The organism is Enterobacter sp. SES19 (genome assembly GCF_011765665.1).
Taxonomy (GTDB): Bacteria; Pseudomonadota; Gammaproteobacteria; order Enterobacterales; family Enterobacteriaceae; genus Enterobacter; species Enterobacter pseudoroggenkampii.
In genome coordinates, this window is the sequence record NZ_CP050320.1 from 3,771,984 (window position 1) to 3,792,642 (window position 20,659).

General features: G+C 57.5%; 20 protein-coding genes. 11 read left to right on the top strand and 9 right to left on the bottom strand.

Translation table 11 applies throughout. The features are described from left to right. Nucleotides 1-121: 121 nt before the first annotated feature. The 8 genes from alaS to mltB form a co-directional block, all read right to left on the bottom strand. Nucleotides 122-2,749, bottom strand: coding sequence for an alanine--tRNA ligase (gene alaS / locus GXP72_RS17915; protein ID WP_061714571.1), 2,628 nt, complete (start codon nt 2,747-2,749; stop codon nt 122-124). Between the two features lie 131 nt (nt 2,750-2,880). After that, nucleotides 2,881-3,381, bottom strand: a complete 501-nt coding sequence (gene recX, locus GXP72_RS17920) for a recombination regulator RecX (RefSeq protein ID WP_032640869.1) — start codon at nt 3,379-3,381, stop codon at nt 2,881-2,883. A 68-nt stretch (nt 3,382-3,449) separates the two neighbouring features. Continuing rightward, a complete protein-coding gene (recA, locus tag GXP72_RS17925; RefSeq protein ID WP_024907698.1) occupies nt 3,450-4,508 on the bottom strand; it encodes a recombinase RecA in 1,059 nt (352 codons plus the stop codon). An 89-nt stretch (nt 4,509-4,597) separates the two neighbouring features. After that, nucleotides 4,598-5,095 (bottom strand): nicotinamide-nucleotide amidase, encoded by a 498-nt coding sequence (pncC, locus tag GXP72_RS17930; RefSeq protein ID WP_090418368.1) that lies wholly within the window; start codon nt 5,093-5,095, stop codon nt 4,598-4,600. A gap of 129 nt (nt 5,096-5,224) precedes the next feature. Continuing rightward, nucleotides 5,225-6,103, bottom strand: coding sequence for a metal ABC transporter substrate-binding protein (locus tag GXP72_RS17935; RefSeq protein WP_090418372.1), 879 nt, complete (start codon nt 6,101-6,103; stop codon nt 5,225-5,227). Between the two features lie 14 nt (nt 6,104-6,117). Then, complete coding sequence (locus tag GXP72_RS17940; protein ID WP_024907701.1) at nt 6,118-6,978, bottom strand: metal ABC transporter permease; 861 nt, start codon at nt 6,976-6,978, stop codon at nt 6,118-6,120. Next, the gene (locus GXP72_RS17945; RefSeq protein WP_024907702.1) at nt 6,975-7,628 is read right to left on the bottom strand and encodes an ATP-binding cassette domain-containing protein; all 654 of its coding nucleotides are present in this window, start codon (nt 7,626-7,628) and stop codon (nt 6,975-6,977) included. The genes GXP72_RS17940 and GXP72_RS17945 overlap by 4 nt, the downstream gene beginning before the upstream one ends. 312 nt (nt 7,629-7,940) lie before the next feature. Next, the gene (mltB, locus tag GXP72_RS17950; RefSeq protein ID WP_024907703.1) at nt 7,941-9,041 is read right to left on the bottom strand and encodes a lytic murein transglycosylase B; all 1,101 of its coding nucleotides are present in this window, start codon (nt 9,039-9,041) and stop codon (nt 7,941-7,943) included. Nucleotides 9,042-9,292: 251 nt separating this feature from the next. Between mltB and srlA the strand changes: the two genes are divergently transcribed. The 7 genes from srlA (at nt 9,293) to gutQ (ending at nt 14,203) form a co-directional block, all read left to right on the top strand. Then, nucleotides 9,293-9,856, top strand: a complete 564-nt coding sequence (gene srlA / locus GXP72_RS17955) for a PTS glucitol/sorbitol transporter subunit IIC (protein ID WP_003862164.1) — start codon at nt 9,293-9,295, stop codon at nt 9,854-9,856. Then, nucleotides 9,853-10,812, top strand: a complete 960-nt coding sequence (locus GXP72_RS17960) for a PTS glucitol/sorbitol transporter subunit IIB (protein ID WP_024907704.1) — start codon at nt 9,853-9,855, stop codon at nt 10,810-10,812. The genes srlA and GXP72_RS17960 overlap by 4 nt, the downstream gene beginning before the upstream one ends. 12 nt (nt 10,813-10,824) lie before the next feature. Further along, complete coding sequence (gene srlB, locus GXP72_RS17965) at nt 10,825-11,187, top strand: PTS glucitol/sorbitol transporter subunit IIA (RefSeq protein WP_024907705.1); 363 nt, start codon at nt 10,825-10,827, stop codon at nt 11,185-11,187. A 14-nt stretch (nt 11,188-11,201) separates the two neighbouring features. After that, nucleotides 11,202-11,981: a sorbitol-6-phosphate dehydrogenase gene (gene srlD / locus GXP72_RS17970; protein ID WP_061714567.1), complete on the top strand. Its 780-nt coding sequence runs from the start codon at nt 11,202-11,204 to the stop codon at nt 11,979-11,981. A 67-nt stretch (nt 11,982-12,048) separates the two neighbouring features. Beyond that, nucleotides 12,049-12,408, top strand: a complete 360-nt coding sequence (gene gutM / locus GXP72_RS17975; protein ID WP_032648019.1) for a transcriptional regulator GutM — start codon at nt 12,049-12,051, stop codon at nt 12,406-12,408. Between the two features lie 63 nt (nt 12,409-12,471). Continuing rightward, a complete protein-coding gene (locus GXP72_RS17980; RefSeq protein WP_024907708.1) occupies nt 12,472-13,245 on the top strand; it encodes a DNA-binding transcriptional repressor in 774 nt (257 codons plus the stop codon). After that, nucleotides 13,238-14,203 (top strand): arabinose-5-phosphate isomerase GutQ, encoded by a 966-nt coding sequence (gene gutQ / locus GXP72_RS17985; RefSeq protein ID WP_024907709.1) that lies wholly within the window; start codon nt 13,238-13,240, stop codon nt 14,201-14,203. Before GXP72_RS17980 ends, gutQ begins: the two co-directional genes overlap by 8 nt. Here gutQ and norR read toward each other — a convergent pair. After that, nucleotides 14,200-15,714: a nitric oxide reductase transcriptional regulator NorR gene (gene norR, locus GXP72_RS17990; protein WP_208763215.1), complete on the bottom strand. Its 1,515-nt coding sequence runs from the start codon at nt 15,712-15,714 to the stop codon at nt 14,200-14,202. The two genes, gutQ and norR, sit on opposite strands and share 4 nt — an antisense overlap. A gap of 186 nt (nt 15,715-15,900) precedes the next feature. Between norR and norV the strand changes: the two genes are divergently transcribed. The 4 genes from norV (at nt 15,901) to nagE (ending at nt 20,560) form a co-directional block, all read left to right on the top strand. Further along, nucleotides 15,901-17,349: an anaerobic nitric oxide reductase flavorubredoxin gene (gene norV, locus GXP72_RS17995; RefSeq protein ID WP_208763216.1), complete on the top strand. Its 1,449-nt coding sequence runs from the start codon at nt 15,901-15,903 to the stop codon at nt 17,347-17,349. After that, on the top strand, nt 17,346-18,479 hold the full coding sequence (norW, locus tag GXP72_RS18000; RefSeq protein ID WP_208763217.1) for an NADH:flavorubredoxin reductase NorW: 1,134 nt from the start codon (nt 17,346-17,348) through the stop codon (nt 18,477-18,479). The genes norV and norW overlap by 4 nt, the downstream gene beginning before the upstream one ends. Before the next feature lie 244 nt (nt 18,480-18,723). Beyond that, a complete protein-coding gene (locus GXP72_RS18005; protein ID WP_162837374.1) occupies nt 18,724-18,882 on the top strand; it encodes a hypothetical protein in 159 nt (52 codons plus the stop codon). A gap of 187 nt (nt 18,883-19,069) precedes the next feature. After that, a complete protein-coding gene (gene nagE, locus GXP72_RS18010; protein WP_208763218.1) occupies nt 19,070-20,560 on the top strand; it encodes an N-acetylglucosamine-specific PTS transporter subunit IIBC in 1,491 nt (496 codons plus the stop codon). Nucleotides 20,561-20,659: the final 99 nt, after the last annotated feature.

Genomic DNA, 20,659 nt, shown 5'->3' on the forward strand with positions numbered 1-20,659 from the left:
TCTGTTAAACGTAAGTTTAGCCGATATACACAAACTCAACCTGACTTTATCGTTATCGATAGCACAGTGAACAAGACGCCATAACGTTACCGCTATGGCGTCTGTTTGTGCTTTGTAGTTATTACAGTTTCGCGCTTACCCAGCTTTCAACGCTGGCCAAAGCTTGCGGGAGTGCCGCCGCATCCGTACCACCGGCTTGCGCCATGTCCGGACGACCGCCACCCTTGCCGCCCACCTGCTGAGCGACCATACCAATCAGTTCCCCTGCTTTTACGCGGTCAGTCACATCCTTAGAGACGCCCGCAATCAGAGAAACCTTACCTTCTGCCACTGTCGCCAGCACGATAACGGTAGAACCAAGCTGGTTCTTGAGATCGTCGACCATAGTACGCAGCATCTTAGGCTCAACGCCCGCCAGATCGCTGACCAGCAGTTTGACGCCCTTAATGTCTACAGCCTTGCTGGAGAGGTTTGCACTCTCCTGCGCCGCAGCCTGCTCTTTCAGCTGCTGCAACTCTTTTTCCAGCTGACGCGTGCGATCCAGCGCAACGCGCACTTTCTCGCCCAGGTTCTGGCTATCGCCCTTCAGCAGCTGCGCGATGTCGTGCAGCTGATCGCTCTGGGCATGCAGACTGGCAATCGCACCTTCACCGGTTACCGCTTCAATACGACGCACGCCTGCCGCCGTACCCGACTCGGAAACAATGCGGAACAGGCCAATGTCACCGGTGCGCGAGGCGTGCGTACCGCCGCACAGCTCGGTAGAGAAGTCGCCCATGCTCAGCACGCGAACGCGCTCGTCATATTTCTCGCCAAACAGCGCCATCGCACCTTTTTTCTTCGCGTCCTCGAGATCCATGACATGGGTCTCGATTGGCAGGTTGCGACGGATCTGCGCGTTCACCAGATCTTCCACCGCGCGGATTTCAGACGGTTTCATCGCTTCAAAATGCGAGAAGTCGAAACGCAGCACTTTGTCGTTAACCAGAGAACCTTTCTGTGCAACGTGAGTACCGAGTACGTCGCGCAGGGCAGCGTGCATCAGGTGGGTTGCTGAGTGGTTCAGACGAATGCGCGCGCGGCGAGCTTCATCCACGTTAGCCTGTACGCCCTCGCCCACTTTCAGAGAACCGGAAACCAGTTTGCCCTGGTGACCAATCGCCTGACCGTATTTCTGGGTGTCGCTGACGCTGAAGCTGAAACCATTGCCTTTCAGCTCGCCTTTATCGCCAACCTGACCGCCGGATTCCGCATAGAACGGCGTTTTGTCCAGAATGACCACCGCATCCTGACCCGCGCTGATGCTGTCCACAGCTTTACCGTCAACAAACAGGGCGGTCACTTTGCCGGTCAGTTCCAGCGCCTCATAACCTTTGAATTCTGACGCGCTATCAACGCGGATCATCGCGTTGTAGTCTGCGCCGAAGCCGCTGGACTCGCGCGCGCGACGACGCTGCTCTTCCATCGCGGCTTCGAAGCCCGCTTCGTCAACTTTGATGTTGCGCTCGCGGCAAACGTCCGCCGTCAGGTCAACCGGGAAGCCGTAGGTGTCGTACAGGCGGAAAGCGGTTTCGCCATCCAGCGTGTCGCCCTTAAGTTTCGCCAGCTCTTCGTCCAGCAGCGCCAGACCGCGCTCCAGTGTACGCGCAAACTGCTCTTCTTCGGTTTTCAGAACCTGCTCTACCTGCGCCTGCTGGCGTTTCAGCTCATCACCGGCTGACCCCATCACGCCAATCAGTGGCCCAACGAGTTTATAGAAGAAGGTGTCCTTCGCGCCCAGCATGTTACCGTGACGGATGGCACGACGAATGATACGACGCAGCACGTAGCCACGGTTTTCATTCGACGGGATAACGCCGTCGGCAATCAGGAACGCGCAGGAACGAATGTGGTCTGCGATAACGCGCAGCGATTTGTTGTTCAGATCGGTCGCACCGGTCACTTCGGCAACGGCTTTGATCAGAGTGCTGAACAGGTCAATCTCATAGTTGGAGTTAACGTGCTGCAGTACCGCGGCAATACGCTCCAGACCCATACCGGTATCAACGGAAGGTTTCGGCAGCGGCTCCATCGTACCGTCGGCCTGACGGTTGAACTGCATGAAGACGATGTTCCAGATCTCAATGTAGCGATCGCCGTCTTCTTCCGGGCTGCCTGGAGGGCCGCCCCAGATGTGGTCGCCGTGATCGTAGAAGATCTCGGTGCACGGGCCGCAAGGACCGGTATCACCCATCTGCCAGAAGTTGTCAGACGCGTATGGTGCGCCTTTGTTATCACCGATGCGAATAATGCGCTCGCGCGGGATCCCGACTTCTTTTTCCCAGATTTCGTAGGCTTCGTCATCGGTTTCATAGACGGTAACCCACAGACGCTCTTTCGGCAGGTTGAACCAGTTTTCACCGGTCAGCAGTTCCCACGCATATTGAATGGCATCGTGTTTGAAGTAGTCGCCGAAGCTGAAGTTACCCAGCATTTCGAAGAAGGTGTGGTGACGCGCGGTGTAACCGACGTTTTCCAGGTCGTTGTGTTTACCGCCCGCACGCACGCAACGCTGTGAGGTTGTGGCGCGGGAATAATTACGCTTGTCGAGACCAAGGAACACATCCTTGAACTGGTTCATCCCGGCGTTGGTAAACAGCAGAGTCGGATCGTTGTTCGGTACCAGGGAGCTGCTGGCAACAACCTGGTGTCCCTTACTATGGAAAAAATCGAGAAACGCCTGACGGATCTCAGCGGTGCTCTTGCTCATAATTATCCTGAAATCAAGCTAACGAAATGTCGTAGCCAGCCTGTATCGGTAAACCGTTGGACAGACCAGCTACTGGAAAAAGTGGGAATAAGATAAGTTTTCTTTAGTGGGAAGTAAAATCCCGCATGCGTTCAATCGGCAAAATTACGCCAGATATCCTGAATATCTTCCATCAGAAAGCCGCGGTAGAGCAAAAAGCGCTGGATTTTGACTTTTTCTGAAAATTCACGCGGCAGCGGTTCGCCGTACTTACGAATGGCCTGCTCTTTTGCCAGCTCGCACCAGTCAATGTCGCATTCGCGCATCGCTTTTTCGATGGACTCCCGGGCCACCCCTTTCTGGTTTAGCTCCTGCCGGATGCGCGCGGGCCCGTATCCCTTGCGGCCACGGCTGGCGAGAAACCGCGAGGCAAAACGCTCGTCATCAAGATAGCGATGCTCATAGCACCATGCGATGACGCGGTCATAATCTTCCGCAGTGGCATCAATCTCTTCCGGGCCGTTTTTACTCATCACCGGTGCCGACAGTTTTCGCCGCAGCTCCTGTTCACTGTGGTCACGAACGGCCAGGATGCGCACCGCGCGATCCAGTAGGCGTGCATACGCGGGTCGACGTGTTGTCGGTTCACTCATAAAAAACCTGCTGATTCAGAAATGCAAAAAGGGCCGCATCAGCAGCCCTTCATTGTTAAACGAAAGAATTAAAAGTCTTCGTTAGTTTCTTCAGCATCCGCGCTATCAACCGCGAAATCTGGCGTGGAGTCCTGGTTGTTCAGCAGAAGCTCACGTACCTTCTTCTCGATCTCTTTCGCCGCAGCCGGGTTCTCTTTCAGCCAGGAGATGGCATTCGCTTTACCCTGACCAATCTTGTCACCGTTGTAGCTGTACCAGGCGCCCGCTTTTTCAATCAGCTTCTCTTTCACGCCCAGGTCAACCAGCTCACCGAAGAAGTTAATACCTTCGCCGTAGAGGATCTGGAACTCAGCCTGCTTGAACGGCGCAGCGATTTTGTTCTTCACAACCTTCACGCGGGTTTCGCTACCCACCACGTTCTCGCCCTCTTTCACCGCGCCGATACGGCGGATATCCAGACGGACAGAGGCGTAGAATTTCAGTGCGTTACCACCGGTCGTGGTTTCCGGGTTACCGAACATCACACCAATTTTCATACGGATCTGGTTGATGAAGATCAGCAGCGTGTTGGACTGCTTCAGGTTACCGGCCAGCTTACGCATCGCCTGGCTCATCATACGTGCCGCGAGGCCCATGTGAGAGTCGCCGATTTCACCTTCGATTTCGGCTTTTGGCGTCAGTGCGGCAACGGAGTCGACCACGATAACGTCAACGGCACCAGAACGCGCCAGCGCGTCACAAATTTCCAGCGCCTGCTCACCGGTGTCCGGCTGAGAACACAGCAGGTTGTCGATATCTACACCCAGCTTACGGGCATAAACAGGGTCCAGCGCGTGCTCGGCATCGATAAACGCACAGGTTTTACCTTCGCGCTGTGCCGCGGCAATCACCTGCAGCGTCAGGGTGGTTTTACCGGAGGACTCTGGCCCGTAGATTTCTACGATACGGCCCATAGGCAGACCGCCAGCGCCCAGCGCGATATCCAGAGAAAGCGAACCGGTGGAGATGGTTTCCACATCCATGGAACGGTCTTCACCCAGGCGCATGATGGAGCCTTTACCGAATTGCTTTTCGATCTGGCCCAGTGCTGCCGCCAACGCTTTCTGTTTGTTTTCGTCGATAGCCATTATTACTCCTGTCATGCCGGGAGAAGCGACTGTGCTTCACCGTGGATTTCTGTTCTGTTGGTGCAATTATACTGTATGGTCATACAGTATCAAGTGTTTTGTAGAAATTGTTGCCAGAGCGTTTTTAACGCATAAACGGTTGCCTGACGACGCACGCTTTCGCGATCGCCGCTGAAGCACTCCCGGCGGGTGATCCCTTCCCCTTTGGACGTGGCGAACCCAAACCAGACGGTGCCAACAGGCTTCACGTCGCTGCCGCCGTCCGGGCCCGCAATGCCGCTAATGGAAATCGCGTAATCGGCCCGCGCCGCTTTGAGCGCACCAATGGCCATCTCGATCACCACCGGTTCGCTGACCGCGCCATGCTGTTCCAGCGTGGATTCGCGCACGCCAGTCATCTGTGCTTTAGCTTCGTTACTGTAGGTCACAAAACCGCGTTCAAACCAGGCGGAACTGCCGGCAATATCGGTAATCGCTTTCGCCACCCAGCCGCCGGTGCAGGACTCCGCAGTGGTGATTGTCGCGCCACGCTGCTTCAGCGCAAGGCCCACTATCTCGCTAAGCTGCATCAATTCATGGTCAGTCATTCTCGCTCCAGGCATCAGAAAAACGTGCTGCACAAGATAGCACTTTCTCGTCAGATGTGGGGATGCACTTCAGGTTTTACGAGGGGGCTTCAGAAAAAAGCCGGTACGGACGCACCGGCGGTGGAAAGGTTATTTCATGCTGTCAGCGAGAGTGTTCACATTGTGGCGAAACGCCTTAACGTAGGTGTCTGCCACCCCACCTTTTGCCGACAACGCTTCCGGATAAAGTTCGCCCCCAGGCTGCGCGCCCGTCGCCGACGCAATCTGTTTAACCAGACGCGGATCGAGCTGATTTTCCATAAACCAGGTTTTTACGCCGTCGGCTTTGATCTGATTGATAATCTCAGCCACCTGCGCCGCGCTGGCTTCGCTCTCAGACGACAGCCCCTGCGGCGCCATAAACGTCACGCCGTAGGCGCGGCTGAAATAGCCGAACGCATCATGGCTGGTCAGGACCTTGCGCTTATCCTTCGGGATCGCGCTAAAACGCGTTTTAGCCCAGCTATCCAGCTGGTTAAGCTGCGTGATATAGGGTTTACCGGAGGCTTCCAGCGCGGCTTTGTCCTGCGGATCGGCTTTCACCAGCCCGTTCAGAATATTTTGCGCATACAGCGCCCCGTTCGCCGCGCGGTTCCACGCGTGCGGATCGGTCACGGTCTTTCCATCTTCCTCAAGCGTGTGGGTTTTCACCCCGGTTGAGGCGACGACCAGCTGTCCTTTGAACCCGGAGGCTTTCACCAGACGGTCAAGCCAGCCCTCCAGCCCCAGGCCGTTCACCACCACCACATCGGCCTTGCTCAGCGCCGCGCTGTCTTTCGGCGACGGTTCGAAGGTATGCGGATCGCCGTCCGGCCCGACCAGCGTCGTCACCTTCACATGATCACCGCCCACCTCCTGGGTGATGTCCCCCAGTATCGAAAAGCTGGTGACCACATTCAGTGTTTTCGCCATCACGCCGTGCGACATCATCCCCAGCGCAAGCGCCACTACTAATCCTGTACGTTTCATCGTTTCCCCTTGCGTTAAAAATACGCCCGCAGACTGCCAGCAAGCCTGCTTCGCGTACCCAATAAAATGGAAATAAAGAACAGCGCGCTGGCGGTGAGCACAATGGATGGCCCGGCCGGTAGACTCATCGCCCAAGAGAGGCTCAGCCCCAGCCATGCGCAGAAAATACCGCTGATACCCGCCATCAGGAGTAACGCCGGTAGCGTGCGTACCCAGCATCGTGCCGCCACGGCCGGCAGCATCATCAGCCCGACGGCCATCAGCGTGCCAAGCACCTGAAAACCGGCCACCAGGTTAAGCACCAGCAGCGCCAGAAACAGTCCGTGCAGCAGGCCAGGCAGCCAGCGGGCGTTCACCTGTAGCCAGGCGGTGTCAAACGCTTCGGTAACCAGTCCGCGATAGAACATCGCCAGTACGATAAGGGTGAACATGCACACGCCCGTGACAAACAGCGCGGCGTCGTTGTCCACGGCGAGGATGGAGCCAAACAGCAGATGCAGCAGATCGACATTCGACCCGCGAAGCGACACCAGCGTGACCCCCAGCGCCAGTGAGCCAAGATAAAACCCGGCAAAGCTGGCATCTTCTTTCAGCGGCGTGCGGCGACTGACCAGGCCGGCCAGCAGCGCCACGGTAATGCCCGCGATAAAACCGCCGATACTCATCGCCAGCAGCGACATACCGCTGAGCAAATAGCCCACGGCAACACCCGGTAAAATGGCGTGAGAAAGGGCATCGCCCATCAGGCTCATCCGGCGCAGCTGAAGAAACACGCCAAGCGCGGTAGTGCTGACGGAGAGCGCCAGGCAAACCACCAGCGCGCGACGCATAAAGCCGTACTCAATAAACGGCTGAAAAAAGAGATGCCAGATCATGCCACCCTCACCCGCTCGGTTTTCCACTGGGGAACGTCAGCATCCAGCCGCAACGTCTGCGGGAAATGGCGCGACACGCGCTCGCTGTCGTGCAGTACCGCGAGCAGCGTTTGCCCCTGCATATACATCTCCAGCATCACATCCATCAGCACGTTGCAGGTGGCCTCATCGACCCCGGTAAAGGGTTCATCCAGCATCACCAGCGGCGCCTGCTGCACCAGGACGCGGGCAAACAGCATGCGCTGGAACTGGCCGCCGGAGAGCTCATCGATGGTGGATAACGCCATGGATGCCAGCCCAACGCGCTCAAGCGCACTGGTAATGCGCAGCCGCGTTTCGCGACGAAACCCGGAGAAAAGCGAAATGCCCGGCCAGCAGCCCATGCTTACGACGTCCTGCACGGTCAGCGGAAACTGCGCCTCCAGCGCGTGACGCTGTGCCAGCCAGCCGATTACCGGACGCTTACCCTGCCAGCGGAAGCCACCGCTGACGGGCGGGATAAATCCCGCCAGCGTTTTCAGCAGCGTGGATTTCCCGCAGCCGTTAGCGCCGATAATGGCGGTCATGCTTCCGCGCTCAATCGTGCCCGAGAGGGGTCGCGTAACGGGCAGGCGTTCATAACCCGCGACCAGTTCATTCATCACGATCATGGCAATGCCACCGCCCAGCGCACGGCCAGCCCGATAAAGACAACAAGCACCAGCGCCAGCAAAAGCCGGACCAGAGCAGACAGAGAAAAAAGGGACGTTGACATGTCGACACCGCATTAAATGTTATAACATAACAATAATAAAAGACGGTTAAGATGTAAATGGAGGGTTTAAAAGGGAGTGTGGCGAAATGTTTCTGCAAAACTTCCCTCTCCCGTGGGAGAGGGTCAGGGTGAGGGCATCAGGCCGCACCGTGCGCGCAGCCATGCCGGGTGGCGGCGTTGCCTTACCCGGCCTTCCCGTCGGAGCAGCTTACTGACTAAACGGTGACGCCGCCGGCACGCGGGCCTGCGATACCGCCAGCCCCAGCTGCCATACGGCCATCGCATAGTGAGTGCTGTGGTTATAGCGGGTAATGGCGTAGAAGTTCGGCAGGCCGTACCAGTACTGATAGCCCGTTCCGACATCCAGACGCAGCAGGCTCGCCTGTTGCGCATTACCCAGCGACTGCGTTGGCGTTAAGCCTGCCGCGGTCAGCTGCGAAATGCTGTAGTTGGTTTTGAAGCCATTTTCCAGCCCCGGCGCCTGACCGTTCGCCTGCACCGCCACCTGGCCGCCCGGCACCCAGCCGTGCGCTTTGAAGTAGTTCGCCACGCTGCCGATGGCATCCACCGGATCCCACAGGTTGATGTGACCATCTCCGTTAAAGTCGACGGCATACTGTTTATAGGACGACGGCATAAACTGGCCGTAGCCCATCGCGCCGGCAAACGACCCTTTCAGATCGAGCGGATCGTCCTGCTCGTTGCGCGCCATCAGCAGGAAGGTTTCCAGCTCGGAAGAGAAATACTCCGCGCGGCGCGGGTAGTTAAAGGAGAGCGTCGCCAGCGCATCCAGGATGCGGGTTTTACCCATCACGCGGCCCCACCGGGTTTCCACGCCAATAATCCCGACAATGATTTCAGGCGGTACGCCGTACACCTGCCACGCGCGGTTGAGCGCATCTTCATACTGATTCCAGAACACCACGCCGTTTTGCACGTTGTCCGGGGTAATAAACTGTTTGCGATAGCGCAGCCACGCTCCGTTTGGCCCGCTCGGCACCTGGGCCGTCGGCGCCTGCCTGTCCATCAGGCGCAGCACGTAGTCCAGACGCTTGGCCTGAGACAAAATTTCGTGCAGCTGCTGTCTGTCAAAGCCGTGTTTGCTCACCATTTTATCGATGAACTGCTCGGCCGCCGGGTTATTCGCGAAGTCGCCGCCCATCTGCATCATATTGTGCTGCGGCTCCAGCAGGAATCCTCCGGAAGGCGCGCCCGCCGTTTGCTGAACGGCTTCGGTCTTAGGTTTGCTACTACAGGCAGACAGCAGAATAAGCGCAGGCAACAGCGCTGCATAACGACGCTTGAACATGAGACATCCATTTAACGGGTTCGATAAGAACCCAGTATGGTAAAGCATCCGCAACACCTCAAGGAAGCGGTACGCACCTCCCCCACGCAAATCCGCGCTTTTTTACACCGAAAATCATTCACCACGTCAATTAACTTTCAAAATAATCCATTTTTCTTTCATTGTGAGATCTAACTAACACTTTAAAACCTTTCAAAGTGATTATTATTAGCCGCAGATAGACAAAAACAAACGCCCCACAGGAGAGAAGAATGATAGAAACCATCACCCACGGCGCCGAGTGGTTCATCGGGCTGTTTCAGAAAGGCGGAGAAGTGTTCACCGGCATGGTGACCGGGATCCTGCCCCTGCTGATCAGCCTGCTGGTGATCATGAACGCGCTGATCAACTTTATTGGCCAGCAGCGTATTGAACGCTTCGCCCAGCGCTGTGCCGGGAATCCGCTGTCCCGCTACCTGATACTGCCCTTTATCGGCACCTTCGTGTTCTGCAACCCGATGACCTTAAGCCTCGGTCGCTTTATGCCAGAGAAGTACAAGCCGAGCTATTACGCCGCCGCCTCCTACAGCTGCCATTCGATGAACGGCCTGTTCCCGCACATCAACCCCGGCGAGCTGTTTGTGTATCTCGGGATCGCCAGCGGTCTCACCACGCTTGGCCTGCCGCTCGGCCCGTTGGCGGTGAGCTACCTGCTGGTCGGCCTGGTCACCAACTTTTTCCGCGGCTGGGTGACGGACCTCACCACCGCCATTTTTGAGAAAAAAATGGGCATCCAGCTTGAACAGAAAGTCCATCTTTCAGGAGCCACAGCATGAACCGGATCCGCATTGAGAAAGGCACGGGCGGCTGGGGCGGCCCGCTGGAGTTCGACGCCACCGAAGGCAAAAAGATTGTTTACATCACCGCGGGGACGCGCCCGGCGATCGTCGACAGGCTGCGCGAGCTAACCGGTTGGGAAGCGGTCGACGGCTTCAAGGAAGGGGAACCGCCGGAAGCGGAAATCGGCGTGGCGGTGATCGACTGCGGCGGCACGCTGCGCTGCGGCATCTACCCGAAGCGCCGCATTCCGACGGTGAACATTCACTCCACCGGAAAATCCGGCCCGCTGGCGCAGTACATTCTTGAAGACATTTATGTCTCAGGCGTGAAGGAGGACAACATCACGCTGGTGAATGGCAACCCCGCGCCGCAAAAAGCGGCCCCGCGCGAGTACGACACCAGCAAGAAAATCACCGAGCAGAGCGACGGCCTGCTGGCGAAGGTCGGGATGGGCATGGGTTCCGCCGTGGCGGTGCTGTTCCAGTCCGGGCGCGACACCATCGACACGGTGCTGAAGACCATTCTGCCGTTTATGGCGTTCGTCTCGGCGCTGATCGGCATCATTATGGCCTCCGGCCTGGGCGACTGGATTGCCCACGGCCTCGCCCCGCTCGCCAGCCACCCGCTCGGGCTGGTAACGCTGGCGCTGATCTGCTCCTTCCCGCTGCTGTCGCCGTTCCTCGGCCCGGGCGCGGTGATTGCCCAGGTCATCGGCGTGCTGATTGGCGTGCAGATTGGTCTGGGGAACATCCCTCCGCACCTCGCCCTGCCCGCCCTGTTTGCCATTAACGCCCAGGCGGCGTGCGATTTCATCCCCGTGGGGCTGTCGCTGGCGGAAGCGCGCCAGGACACCGTGCGCGTGGGCGTGCCGTCCGTGCTGGTCAGCCGCTTCCTGACGGGCGCGCCGACTGTGCTGATTGCCTGGTTTGTCTCCGGCTTTATTTATCAATAAGAGGTTCCTGCGATGACCGTGATTTACCAGACCACCATTACCCGCATCGGCCAGAGCGCGGCCGACGCGCTGAGCGACCAGATGCTAATCACCTTCCGCGAAGGGGCGCCTGCGGATATCGAAGAGTTTTGCTTTATCCACTGCCACGGCGAGCTGAAGGGCGAGCTGAAGGCAGGAAGCCAGCTGGAGCTGGGCGAGGCACGCTATGCCGTCACCGCCGTCGGCGACGTCGCTGAACAAAACCTGCGCGAGCTGGGCCACATCACCCTGCGTTTCGACGGCCAGCCGCAGGCGGAGTATCCCGGCACGGTTCACGTTGATGGTCCGGTTCCGCAGGCTGTCACCCCAGGCTGCACGTTAAAATTTGTTGCGTAATTAAGGAGAAACACATGAGTCAGGTTGCCGTTGTCATTGGTGGAGGACAAACCTTAGGCGAGTTCCTCTGCCGTGGGCTTGCCGCTGAGGGCTATCGCGTGGCGGTAGTGGACATTCAGAGTGAAAAAGCCGCCCGCGTGGCGGACACCATTAACACCGAGTTTGGCGAAGGGATGGCGTACGGGTTTGGTGCCGACGCCACCAGCGAGCAGAGCGTGATGGCGCTGGCCCGCGGCGTGGACGAGATTTTTGGACGCACCGACCTGCTGGTCTACAGCGCGGGGATTGCGAAAGCGGCCTTTATCAGCGATTTCGAACTGGGGGATTTTGACCGCTCGCTGCAGGTGAATCTGGTGGGCTATTTCCTCTGCGCCCGCGAGTTTTCCCGTCTGATGATCCGCGACAGCATTCAGGGGCGCATCATTCAGATCAACTCAAAATCAGGGAAAGTGGGCAGCAAGCATAACTCCGGCTACAGCGCGGCGAAGTTTGGCGGCGTGGGGCTGACGCAGTCTCTGGCGCTGGATCTGGCCGAATACGGCATTACCGTGCATTCGCTGATGCTGGGCAACCTGCTGAAATCGCCGATGTTCCAGTCCCTGCTGCCGCAGTACGCCACCAAGCTCGGCATCAAAGCGGAAGAAGTGGAGCAGTACTACATCGATAAAGTGCCGCTGAAGCGCGGGTGCGATTACCAGGACGTGCTGAACATGCTGCTGTTTTACGCCAGCCCGAAAGCCTCGTACTGCACCGGGCAGTCGATTAACGTCACCGGTGGGCAGGTGATGTTCTGATCGAGCGGCCTGATGCCCTCACCCTAACCCTCTCCCACAGGGAGAGGGAATACAATAAGGAGCCGATATGGTCACCGCACTCATCACCGTTGCCGCCCTCGCCTGGCTCTGCCAGATGGCGTTCGGCGGCTGGCAAATCCACCAGTTTAACCGCGCGTTTGATGCCCTGTGTCAGAAAGGTCGCGTCGGAGTCGGACGTTCCGGCGGACGCTTCAAACCGCGGGTCGTCGTAGCTATTGCGCTGGATGAAAACAATAACGTCTGCGATTCACTGCTCATGCGCGGCATGACCGTCTTTGCCCGTCCGGTGAAAATCCAGGCAATTAACGGCATTTCGTTGCAGGAATTGCAGCCTGATGTGATCTTTCCCCATGATCCACTCTGTCAGAATGCACTATCATTAGCGCTTAATCTGAAACATGGATAATTTCGTTGTGAAAGCTATAGACTTGCGAAATTATCATTTCGCAACCTAAGGAACGAAGCGCCTATGAAACCTCGTCAGCGGCAGGCGGCCATTCTCGAACATCTGCAAAAACAGGGAAAATGTTCGGTAGAGGATCTGGCCCACTACTTTGACACCACCGGCACGACAATACGCAAGGACCTGGTATTGCTCGAAAACTCTGGCGCCGTCATTCGAACCTACGGCGGCGTGGTGCTCAATAAGGATGAAGCGGACCCGCCTATCGATCACAAAACGCTGATCAACACCCACCAGAAGGCGCTGATTGCCGAAGCGGCGGTGAAATTTATCCACGATGGTGACTCCATTATCCTTGACGCCGGCAGCACCGTCCTGCAGATGATCCCGCTGCTCAGCCGCTTTAACAACATCACGGTGATGACCAACAGCCTGCACATCGTCAACGCCCTGTCGGAGAACGACTGCGAGCAGACCATCCTGATGCCCGGCGGGACCTTCCGCAAAAAATCCGCTTCATTTCACGGCCAGCTGGCGGAGAACGCCTTCGACCATTTCAGCTTTGATAAACTGTTCATGGGCACCGACGGCATCGACCTGAACGCGGGCGTTACGACGTTCAACGAGGTGTTCAGCGTCAGTAAAGCCATGTGCAACGCCGCGCGGGAAGTGATTTTGATGGCGGACTCGTCGAAGTTTGGCCGCAAAAGCCCCAACATTGTCTGTAGCCTGGAAAGCGTTGATAAGCTGATTACCGACGCGGGTATCGACCCGGCGTTCAGGAAAGCGCTGGAAGAGAAAGGCATCGACGTGATCGTAACCGGAGAAAGAGATGAGTGATTTTCTGTTAGAAACGGGCCGCCAGACGCTGATGCTGGAACTGCAGGAAGCCAGCCGCCTGCCGGAACGTCTGGGCGAGGATTTTGTCCGCGCCGCCAACACCATTATCCACTGCGAAGGCAAAGTGATCGTGGCAGGCATCGGTAAATCCGGCCATATCGGCAAAAAGATTGCTGCGACGCTCGCCAGCACCGGCACCCCGGCGTTCTTCGTGCATCCTGCAGAGGCGCTGCACGGCGATCTGGGAATGATTGAGAGCCGCGACGTGATGCTGTTTATCTCCTACTCCGGTTCGGCCAAAGAGCTGGATCTCATCATTCCGCGTCTGCAGGAAAAATCGGTCGCCCTGCTGGCGATGACCGGGAAATCCCGCTCGCCGCTGGCGCTGGCCGCCAAAGCGACGCTGGATATTTCCGTTGAGCGTGAAGCCTGTCCGATGCACCTCGCTCCGACCTCCAGCACCGTCAACACGCTGATGATGGGCGACGCGCTGGCGATGGCGGTAATGCAGGCGCGCGGCTTTAACGAAGAAGATTTCGCCCGCTCGCATCCGGCGGGCGCGCTCGGGGCACGCCTGCTCAACAAGGTTCACCACCTGATGCGCACCGACGATGCTATTCCGCAGGTCAAACTCGATACCAGCGTCATGGACGCGATGCTGGAGCTGAGCCGCACCGGCCTGGGGCTGGTAGCGGTGTGCGATGACGACGGGTACGTCAAAGGCGTGTTCACCGACGGCGACCTGCGCCGCTGGCTGGTGGGCGGCGGCAAGCTGGAAACTAAAGTGTCGGACGCCATGACCCAGGGCGGGCTGACGCTGAACGCCGAGAGCCGGGCCATCGAAGCCAAAGAGGTGCTGATGAAGCGCAAAATCACCGCCGCGCCGGTGGTGGATGACGCCGGCAGACTGTGCGGTGCCATCAACCTGCAGGATTTCTATCAGGCCGGGATTATCTAACCCTTCAGTCCGAGACGCTTCGCCAGCCGGTGCAGGTTGGCGACGTCCATCTCCAGCGCCCGGGCGCACGCCGCCCAGTTACGGTTATTCTGCTCCAGCGCGCGGGTAATCATCTGACGCTGAAACGCCTCCGTGGCTTCACGCAGATTTTCATTCGCTATCTCTGGCGCCGCCTGCACGACAGCCGGTGCGGTTTCATCCTGCAGCGCAAAATGCCGCGCGTGGATCACCACTTCGTCACCCGAGCGCGTCGCCCGCGCCAGCACCACCGCACGGTGGATCGCATGCTCCAGCTCACGCACGTTGCCCGGCCAGCCGTAGCTCAACAGATGCGCCCTCGCCCCCGGGCTCAGCACCACGCGGGAAAGCCCCATCCGGAGACGGCACTGCTCGCAGAAATAGCCCGCCAGCAGCACCACGTCGTCCCCGCGCTCGCGCAGCGGCGGCACGGTAAGTGGGAACACGCTCAGGCGGTGGAACAGGTCGGCGCGGAACTGCCCGGCCAGCACCGCTTCACGCAGGTCACGGTTGGTCGCTGCCAGCACGCGAACGTCCACTCTGTGACTGCGGTCATCCCCCACGCGCTGGATGTCGCCGTACTGCAGCACGCGCAGCAGCTTGGCCTGTAACGAAAGGGAAAGCTCACCAATCTCATCCAGAAACAGCGTGCCGTTATCGGCCATTTCAAACTTGCCGCTGCGGTTGCTGATGGCCCCGGTAAACGCTCCCTTAACGTGACCAAACAGCTCGCTTTCCGCCACGCTCTCCGGAAGCGCGGCGCAGTTGAGGTACACCAGCGGGTTAACCGCGCGCGGCGAGGCTTCGTGAATGGACTTCGCCACCAGCTCCTTACCGGTGCCGGTTTCGCCGAAGATCAGCACGTTCAAATCTGAGGCGGCAACAATCTCAATCTCTTTTTTGAGCTGCGCCATGCCCGGAGAGAGGCCAATCATCTCCGTGTGCGTTATCTGCTCAAACGCCGCCGGGCTGCCGGGAAGAATATTCTGGCTCTCCAGCTGTTCAATCAGCAGCGCGTTGTTAAGCGCCCCGGCGGCCAGCGCCGCAATCAGGCGCAGCTCTTCATCGCTAAAGGTGTCGAACTGGTCCGGCGACATGCCGTCGAGGGTCAGCGCCCCAATCAGATTCTGCCCAGCAAACAGCGGCAGGCCGATACAGGCGTGTACCTTCAGGCTCTCCTGTCCGGGAATAAGCCCGTCGTACGGATCGGGCAAGTCGCTGTCCGCCGGGAAACGCACCACGTCACCCGCGCGGGCGATAGTTTCCAGACGCGGATGGCCCTCAAGGGTAAAGCGCCGTCCGAGTACGTCCTTCGCCAGCCCGTCGATAGCCAGCGGAATAAACTGCCGCCCCTCGTAGCGCAGCAGCGCCGAGGCGTCGCACGCCAGCACGTGGCGCAGCGTGGAGATCAGCCGCTGAAAGCGGTCCTGATGGCCAATACCGGTCTGCAGCTCAATGGCGATCTTCGCCAGCACGTCTACGGAAAAGCTCATGTCTGCCTCGCTGTCATTTTGACAATGCATGTTGTCATAGTGACACTGTTTTGAATAGTCATAATGACTACCCATTACGGATCATAAAAATATTAATTAAGTAAAATCAACAAATTAAAATTTGGCACGCAACTTGATATAAGCAAAACATCTTATTTGAAAATGCTGTATTACGTAGAGGTTGCTATGTCTATTCTGGTTAAAAATAACATTCATTGGGTCGGTCAACGTGACTGGGAAGTGCGCGATTTCCACGGGACGGAATACAAAACGCTGCGCGGCAGCAGCTACAACAGCTATCTCATCCGCGAAGGAAAAAACGTGCTGATCGATACCGTCGATCACAAGTTCAGCCGCGAGTTCGTGCAGAACCTGCGCAGCGAAATCGATCTCGACGCCATCGATTACATCATCATCAACCACGCGGAAGAAGATCACGCCGGGGCGCTGACCGAGCTGATGTCTTACATCCCGAACACACCTGTCTACTGCACCACCAACGCCATCGACTCGATCAACGGCCACCACCACCATCCGGAGTGGAACTTCCACACCGTGAAAACCGGCGACGCGCTGGATATCGGTAATGGCAAGCAGCTGATCTTCGTGGAAACCCCGATGCTGCACTGGCCGGACAGCATGATGACCTACATGACCGGTGACGCGGTGCTGTTCAGCAACGACGCCTTCGGCCAGCACTACTGCGACGAACGTTTGTTTAATGACGAAGTGGATCAGACAGAGCTGTTCGAGCAGTGCCAGCGGTACTATGCCAACATCCTGACCCCGTTCAGCCGCCTGGTCACGCCAAAAATCACCGAAATCCTCGGCTTCAACCTGCCGGTGGAGATGATTGCCACCTCCCACGGCGTGGTGTGGCGTGAAAACCCCACCCAGATCGTCGAGCTGTACCTGAAGTGGGCGGCGGACTATCAGGAAGACCGCATCACTATTTTCTACGACACCATGTCCAACAACACCCGCATGATGGCGGACGCCATTGCCCAGGGCATCAACGAAGTGGACCCGAACGTGGCGGTGAAAATCTTCAATGTGGCGCGCAGCGATAAGAATGAGGTGTTAACCAACGTGTTCCGCTCTAAGGGCGTGCTGGTGGGCACCTCCACCATGAACAACGTGATGATGCCGAAAATTGCCGGTCTGGTAGAAGAGATGACAGGCCTGCGCTTCCGTAACAAACGCGCCAGCGCCTTTGGCTCCCACGGCTGGAGCGGCGGCGCGGTAGACCGCCTCTCCACCCGCTTACAGGATGCGGGCTTTGAGATGTCCATGAGCCTGAAGGCCAAGTGGCGCCCGGATATCGACGCCCTGGAGATCTGTCGCCAGCACGGTCGCGACATTGCCCGTCAGTGGGCGCTCGCTCCGCTGCCGGAAGTGGCGGCAAAAGCACCCGAACAGCAGGAAGCCTGCGCCTGTGCCGCCGCGGCAGCCGCCGATCTCGGCCCGCGCATGCAGTGCAGCGTCTGCCAGTGGATTTACGATCCTGACCTGGGCGAACCGCTGCAGGATGTTGCCCCGGGCACGCCGTGGCGCGACGTGCCGGACAATTTCCTCTGCCCGGAATGTTCCCTCGGTAAGGACGTCTTTGACGAACTGGGTACGGAGGCAAAATGAGCAACGGTATCGTCATCATCGGCTCGGGCTTTGCCGCCCGTCAGCTGGTGAAAAACATCCGCAAGCAGGATGCCAGCGTGCCGCTGACGGTGATTGCCGCCGACAGCATGGACGAGTACAACAAACCTGATTTAAGCCACGTTATTAGCCAGAATCAGCGCGCCCAAGACCTCACCCGCCAGACGGCGGGGGAGTTTGCAGAGCAGTTTAACCTGCGCCTGTTCCCGTACACCTGGGTCACCGATATCGACGCCGCCGCCCACGTGGTGAAAGCAAAAGAGAAGACCTGGCAGTACGACAGGCTGGTGCTCGCCACGGGTGCCTCCGCGTTTGTGCCGCCGATTGAGGGCCGCGAGCTGATGCTCACCCTCAACAGCCAGCAGGCGTATCAGGCCAGCGAAACGGCGCTTCGCGACGCACAGCGGGTAATGATTGTCGGCGGGGGGCTGATCGGCACCGAGCTGGCGATGGATTTCTGCCGGGCGGGCAAATCGGTGACCCTGGTCGACCATGCGGCGAGCATTCTGTCGGCGCTGATGCCCGCAGAAGTAAGCAGTCGCTTACAGCATCGTCTGACCGACATGGGGGTGCATCTGCTGCTGAAATCGCAGCTGCAAAGCCTGCGCAAAACCGAAGGCGGTATTCGTGCCACGCTCGACCGCAGCCGCAGCGTTGAGGTGGATGTGGTTATCGCGGCGACGGGCCTGCGCCCGGAAACTGCGCTGGCGCATCGTGCAGGCGCCGAAACAGGCCGTGGCGTGAAGGTAAATAGCTACCTTCAAACCACGCAGCCCGATATTTACGCGTTAGGCGACTGCGCTGAAATCAACGGTCAGGTGCTGCCTTTCCTGCAGCCGATACAGCTGAGCGCCATGTATCTGGCAAAAAACCTGCTCGGCGGCAGCGCACCGCTGAAACTCCCCGCCATGCTGGTGAAGGTTAAAACGCCAGAGTTACCGTTGCATCTTGCGGGGGAGACGCAGCGCAAGGATCTGAGCTGGCAGATTGCCATTGAACCTCACGGAATGGTTGCACGCGGCTCTGACGCCGAAGGTCAGGTACGCGCCTTTGTGGTTAGCGAAGATCGGATGAAGGAGGCTTTCGCTCTGCTGAAATCGCTGCCCGCGTAACCCGTAATCTCTTGCCACGCTCACTTAACCATTGGATTATATTATCCGCTGCCCCGATGTCCCGGGGCTTTTTTTTGCGAATTCTATTCAGGACATAAATACAAACAAGATAAATCACCGCCATTAATCCCTTAACCATTACATCCATCAATATTTAAATACGGAACACCTGATAAACACCAGCCTGTTTTATTCCCTGTTTTCGGCTTACCCTAAAAATAGACCCATTAGCCGGAGACATCCCATGACCACCTTTAGCAAAGAACTCAACTACCTTTCCGCCTATTTTAAACAGGCTAAAAAATCAGAACATATTTTGTTTCGCTGGCTCTACCTCAGCCCGGAGGCGCGCATAGAGCGCCTGCGAGAACTGATGATGCCGGTGAGTAAACGTGATAACTGAAGCACGACCAGTTTAAAACCGGAACAAATTAGTTACTTCATCATTGTTTATGCCATGAACAATTCGCTGATAAAATATAATAAAAATTAATTTATTCCGCATCACATTTTTATTACAGGGACTTTCGCATTAAAATAAAAGGTGTTATTTTTCGTCGTGAATTAAGTCCTTTTTGGAATCCACTCTCATGAACGCATTTAGTTATCTGCAACGTCTGGGTAAAGCCCTGATGTTGCCAATCGCCACCCTGCCCGTTGCAGCGATATTATTACGCCTTGGGCAGCCTGATGTTTTTAATATTCCGTTTATAGCCAGCGCCGGTGGCGGTATCTTTGACAGTCTACCTTTGTTGTTTGCCTTAGGGATCGCCATTGGTCTGGCAAAAGACAACGCCGGTGCTGCAGCCCTCGCAGGGGCGGTGGGTTTCCTGGTGCTTACCAAAGCCACGGCCGTCATAAACTCATCCATTAACATGTCCTTCTTCGCCGGGATCATTGCCGGTGTCGTCGCGGGTCACTGCTACAACCGTTTCTCAAACACCAAACTTCCGGACTTTCTCGCCTTCTTTGCGGGCAAACGCCTGGTGCCGATCGTAACCGGGCTTATTTGCCTGTTCATCGCCTGGATTTGCGGGTATGTCTGGCCTTCCGTGCAGCACGGTATTGATACCTTCAGCCTGTTTGTCTCCCGCAGCGGCGAACCGGGATGGTTTATTTATGGTGTCCTGAACCGCGCGCTAATCCCCTTCGGTTTGCATTACATTCTGCACTCCGTCTTCTGGTTTAGCCTCGGCGACTGCCTGAAAGTGACTTACGATGCCGCCAGCGCGGTACACAATATCTGTCTGGCCCCTGACGTAGTGAAAGGGCTGGTGGTTGGCGGTGCTGTACCGGGTATTGACGGTTCCAGCATCACGCAGATTGCAACCGACCTGACCCGTGGCGACCTTAACCGCTTCTTCGCCGGTGACCCGCATGCAGGCGTTTACATGGCCTGGGCTTACCCGATCTTTATGGGAGGCCTGCCGGGTGCCGCGCTGGCGATGTATTTCGCCGCACCGAAAGCACGTCGCGCTACCGTAGGGGGGATGCTGCTTTCCGTGGCTCTGACCGCTTTCCTGACCGGCATTACCGAGCCCATCGAGTTCTCCTTCCTGTTCCTTGCCCCTGCTCTGTATGCGCTGCATGCGGTACTGGCGGGCGTGAGCATGGTGATCACCAACAGCCTCGGCGTACTGCACGGTTTTGGTTTCTCTGCCGGGCTTATCGACTTCGTTCTCAACTGGGGACTGGCTACTAAGCCGTGGATCCTGATCCCACTGATCGTGCTGTTCTTCGCGATATACTTTGTCGTATTCACCTTCGCGATCCGCTTCTTTAAGCTGAAAACGCCGGGCCGCGAAGACGACGAGGCTGTAGCGGGTAATTCTGACGATCAAAGCGAAGCCATCACGCAATACATCGCGGCACTGGGTGGCAAAGACAACCTCAGGATTGTCGATGCCTGCATTACCCGCCTGCGCCTGACGCTCGTTGATAGCAGCGTGCTGGATGAGCCCGTGCTGAAATCGCTGGGCGCGAAAGGTATTCTCAAAATGGGTACGCAGAATGCGCAGGTTATTCTGGGCCCGCAGGCAGAAAGCATTGCGCTAAAGATTCGGGCACAGCTTGAAATCTGACGCTGCATAATCCGGTTCCCTCTCCGCCCTGGAGGGGGAACAAAACCGGAACACTTTATCAATCCAGACCTTAATTATTCCGCAAAAAAACCTACACTC

Bases quoted from the DNA above. Each gene is read 5' to 3' on its own strand.
- GXP72_RS17940 (WP_024907701.1), bottom strand. From the start codon at position 6,978: ATGATCTGGCATCTCTTTTTTCAGCCGTTTATTGAGTACGGCTTTATG.
- srlD (WP_061714567.1), top strand. From the start codon at position 11,202: ATGAGTCAGGTTGCCGTTGTCATTGGTGGAGGACAAACCTTAGGCGAG.
- mltB (WP_024907703.1), bottom strand. From the start codon at position 9,041: ATGTTCAAGCGTCGTTATGCAGCGCTGTTGCCTGCGCTTATTCTGCTG.
- gutM (WP_032648019.1), top strand. From the start codon at position 12,049: ATGGTCACCGCACTCATCACCGTTGCCGCCCTCGCCTGGCTCTGCCAG.
- GXP72_RS17960 (WP_024907704.1), top strand. From the start codon at position 9,853: ATGAACCGGATCCGCATTGAGAAAGGCACGGGCGGCTGGGGCGGCCCG.
- recX (WP_032640869.1), bottom strand. From the start codon at position 3,381: ATGAGTGAACCGACAACACGTCGACCCGCGTATGCACGCCTACTGGAT.
- srlB (WP_024907705.1), top strand. From the start codon at position 10,825: ATGACCGTGATTTACCAGACCACCATTACCCGCATCGGCCAGAGCGCG.
- nagE (WP_208763218.1), top strand. From the start codon at position 19,070: ATGAACGCATTTAGTTATCTGCAACGTCTGGGTAAAGCCCTGATGTTG.
- GXP72_RS18005 (WP_162837374.1), top strand. From the start codon at position 18,724: ATGACCACCTTTAGCAAAGAACTCAACTACCTTTCCGCCTATTTTAAA.
- norW (WP_208763217.1), top strand. From the start codon at position 17,346: ATGAGCAACGGTATCGTCATCATCGGCTCGGGCTTTGCCGCCCGTCAG.
- alaS (WP_061714571.1), bottom strand. From the start codon at position 2,749: ATGAGCAAGAGCACCGCTGAGATCCGTCAGGCGTTTCTCGATTTTTTC.
- GXP72_RS17980 (WP_024907708.1), top strand. From the start codon at position 12,472: ATGAAACCTCGTCAGCGGCAGGCGGCCATTCTCGAACATCTGCAAAAA.
- gutQ (WP_024907709.1), top strand. From the start codon at position 13,238: ATGAGTGATTTTCTGTTAGAAACGGGCCGCCAGACGCTGATGCTGGAA.
- recA (WP_024907698.1), bottom strand. From the start codon at position 4,508: ATGGCTATCGACGAAAACAAACAGAAAGCGTTGGCGGCAGCACTGGGC.
- GXP72_RS17945 (WP_024907702.1), bottom strand. From the start codon at position 7,628: ATGATCGTGATGAATGAACTGGTCGCGGGTTATGAACGCCTGCCCGTT.
- norV (WP_208763216.1), top strand. From the start codon at position 15,901: ATGTCTATTCTGGTTAAAAATAACATTCATTGGGTCGGTCAACGTGAC.
- pncC (WP_090418368.1), bottom strand. From the start codon at position 5,095: ATGACTGACCATGAATTGATGCAGCTTAGCGAGATAGTGGGCCTTGCG.
- norR (WP_208763215.1), bottom strand. From the start codon at position 15,714: ATGAGCTTTTCCGTAGACGTGCTGGCGAAGATCGCCATTGAGCTGCAG.
- GXP72_RS17935 (WP_090418372.1), bottom strand. From the start codon at position 6,103: ATGAAACGTACAGGATTAGTAGTGGCGCTTGCGCTGGGGATGATGTCG.
- srlA (WP_003862164.1), top strand. From the start codon at position 9,293: ATGATAGAAACCATCACCCACGGCGCCGAGTGGTTCATCGGGCTGTTT.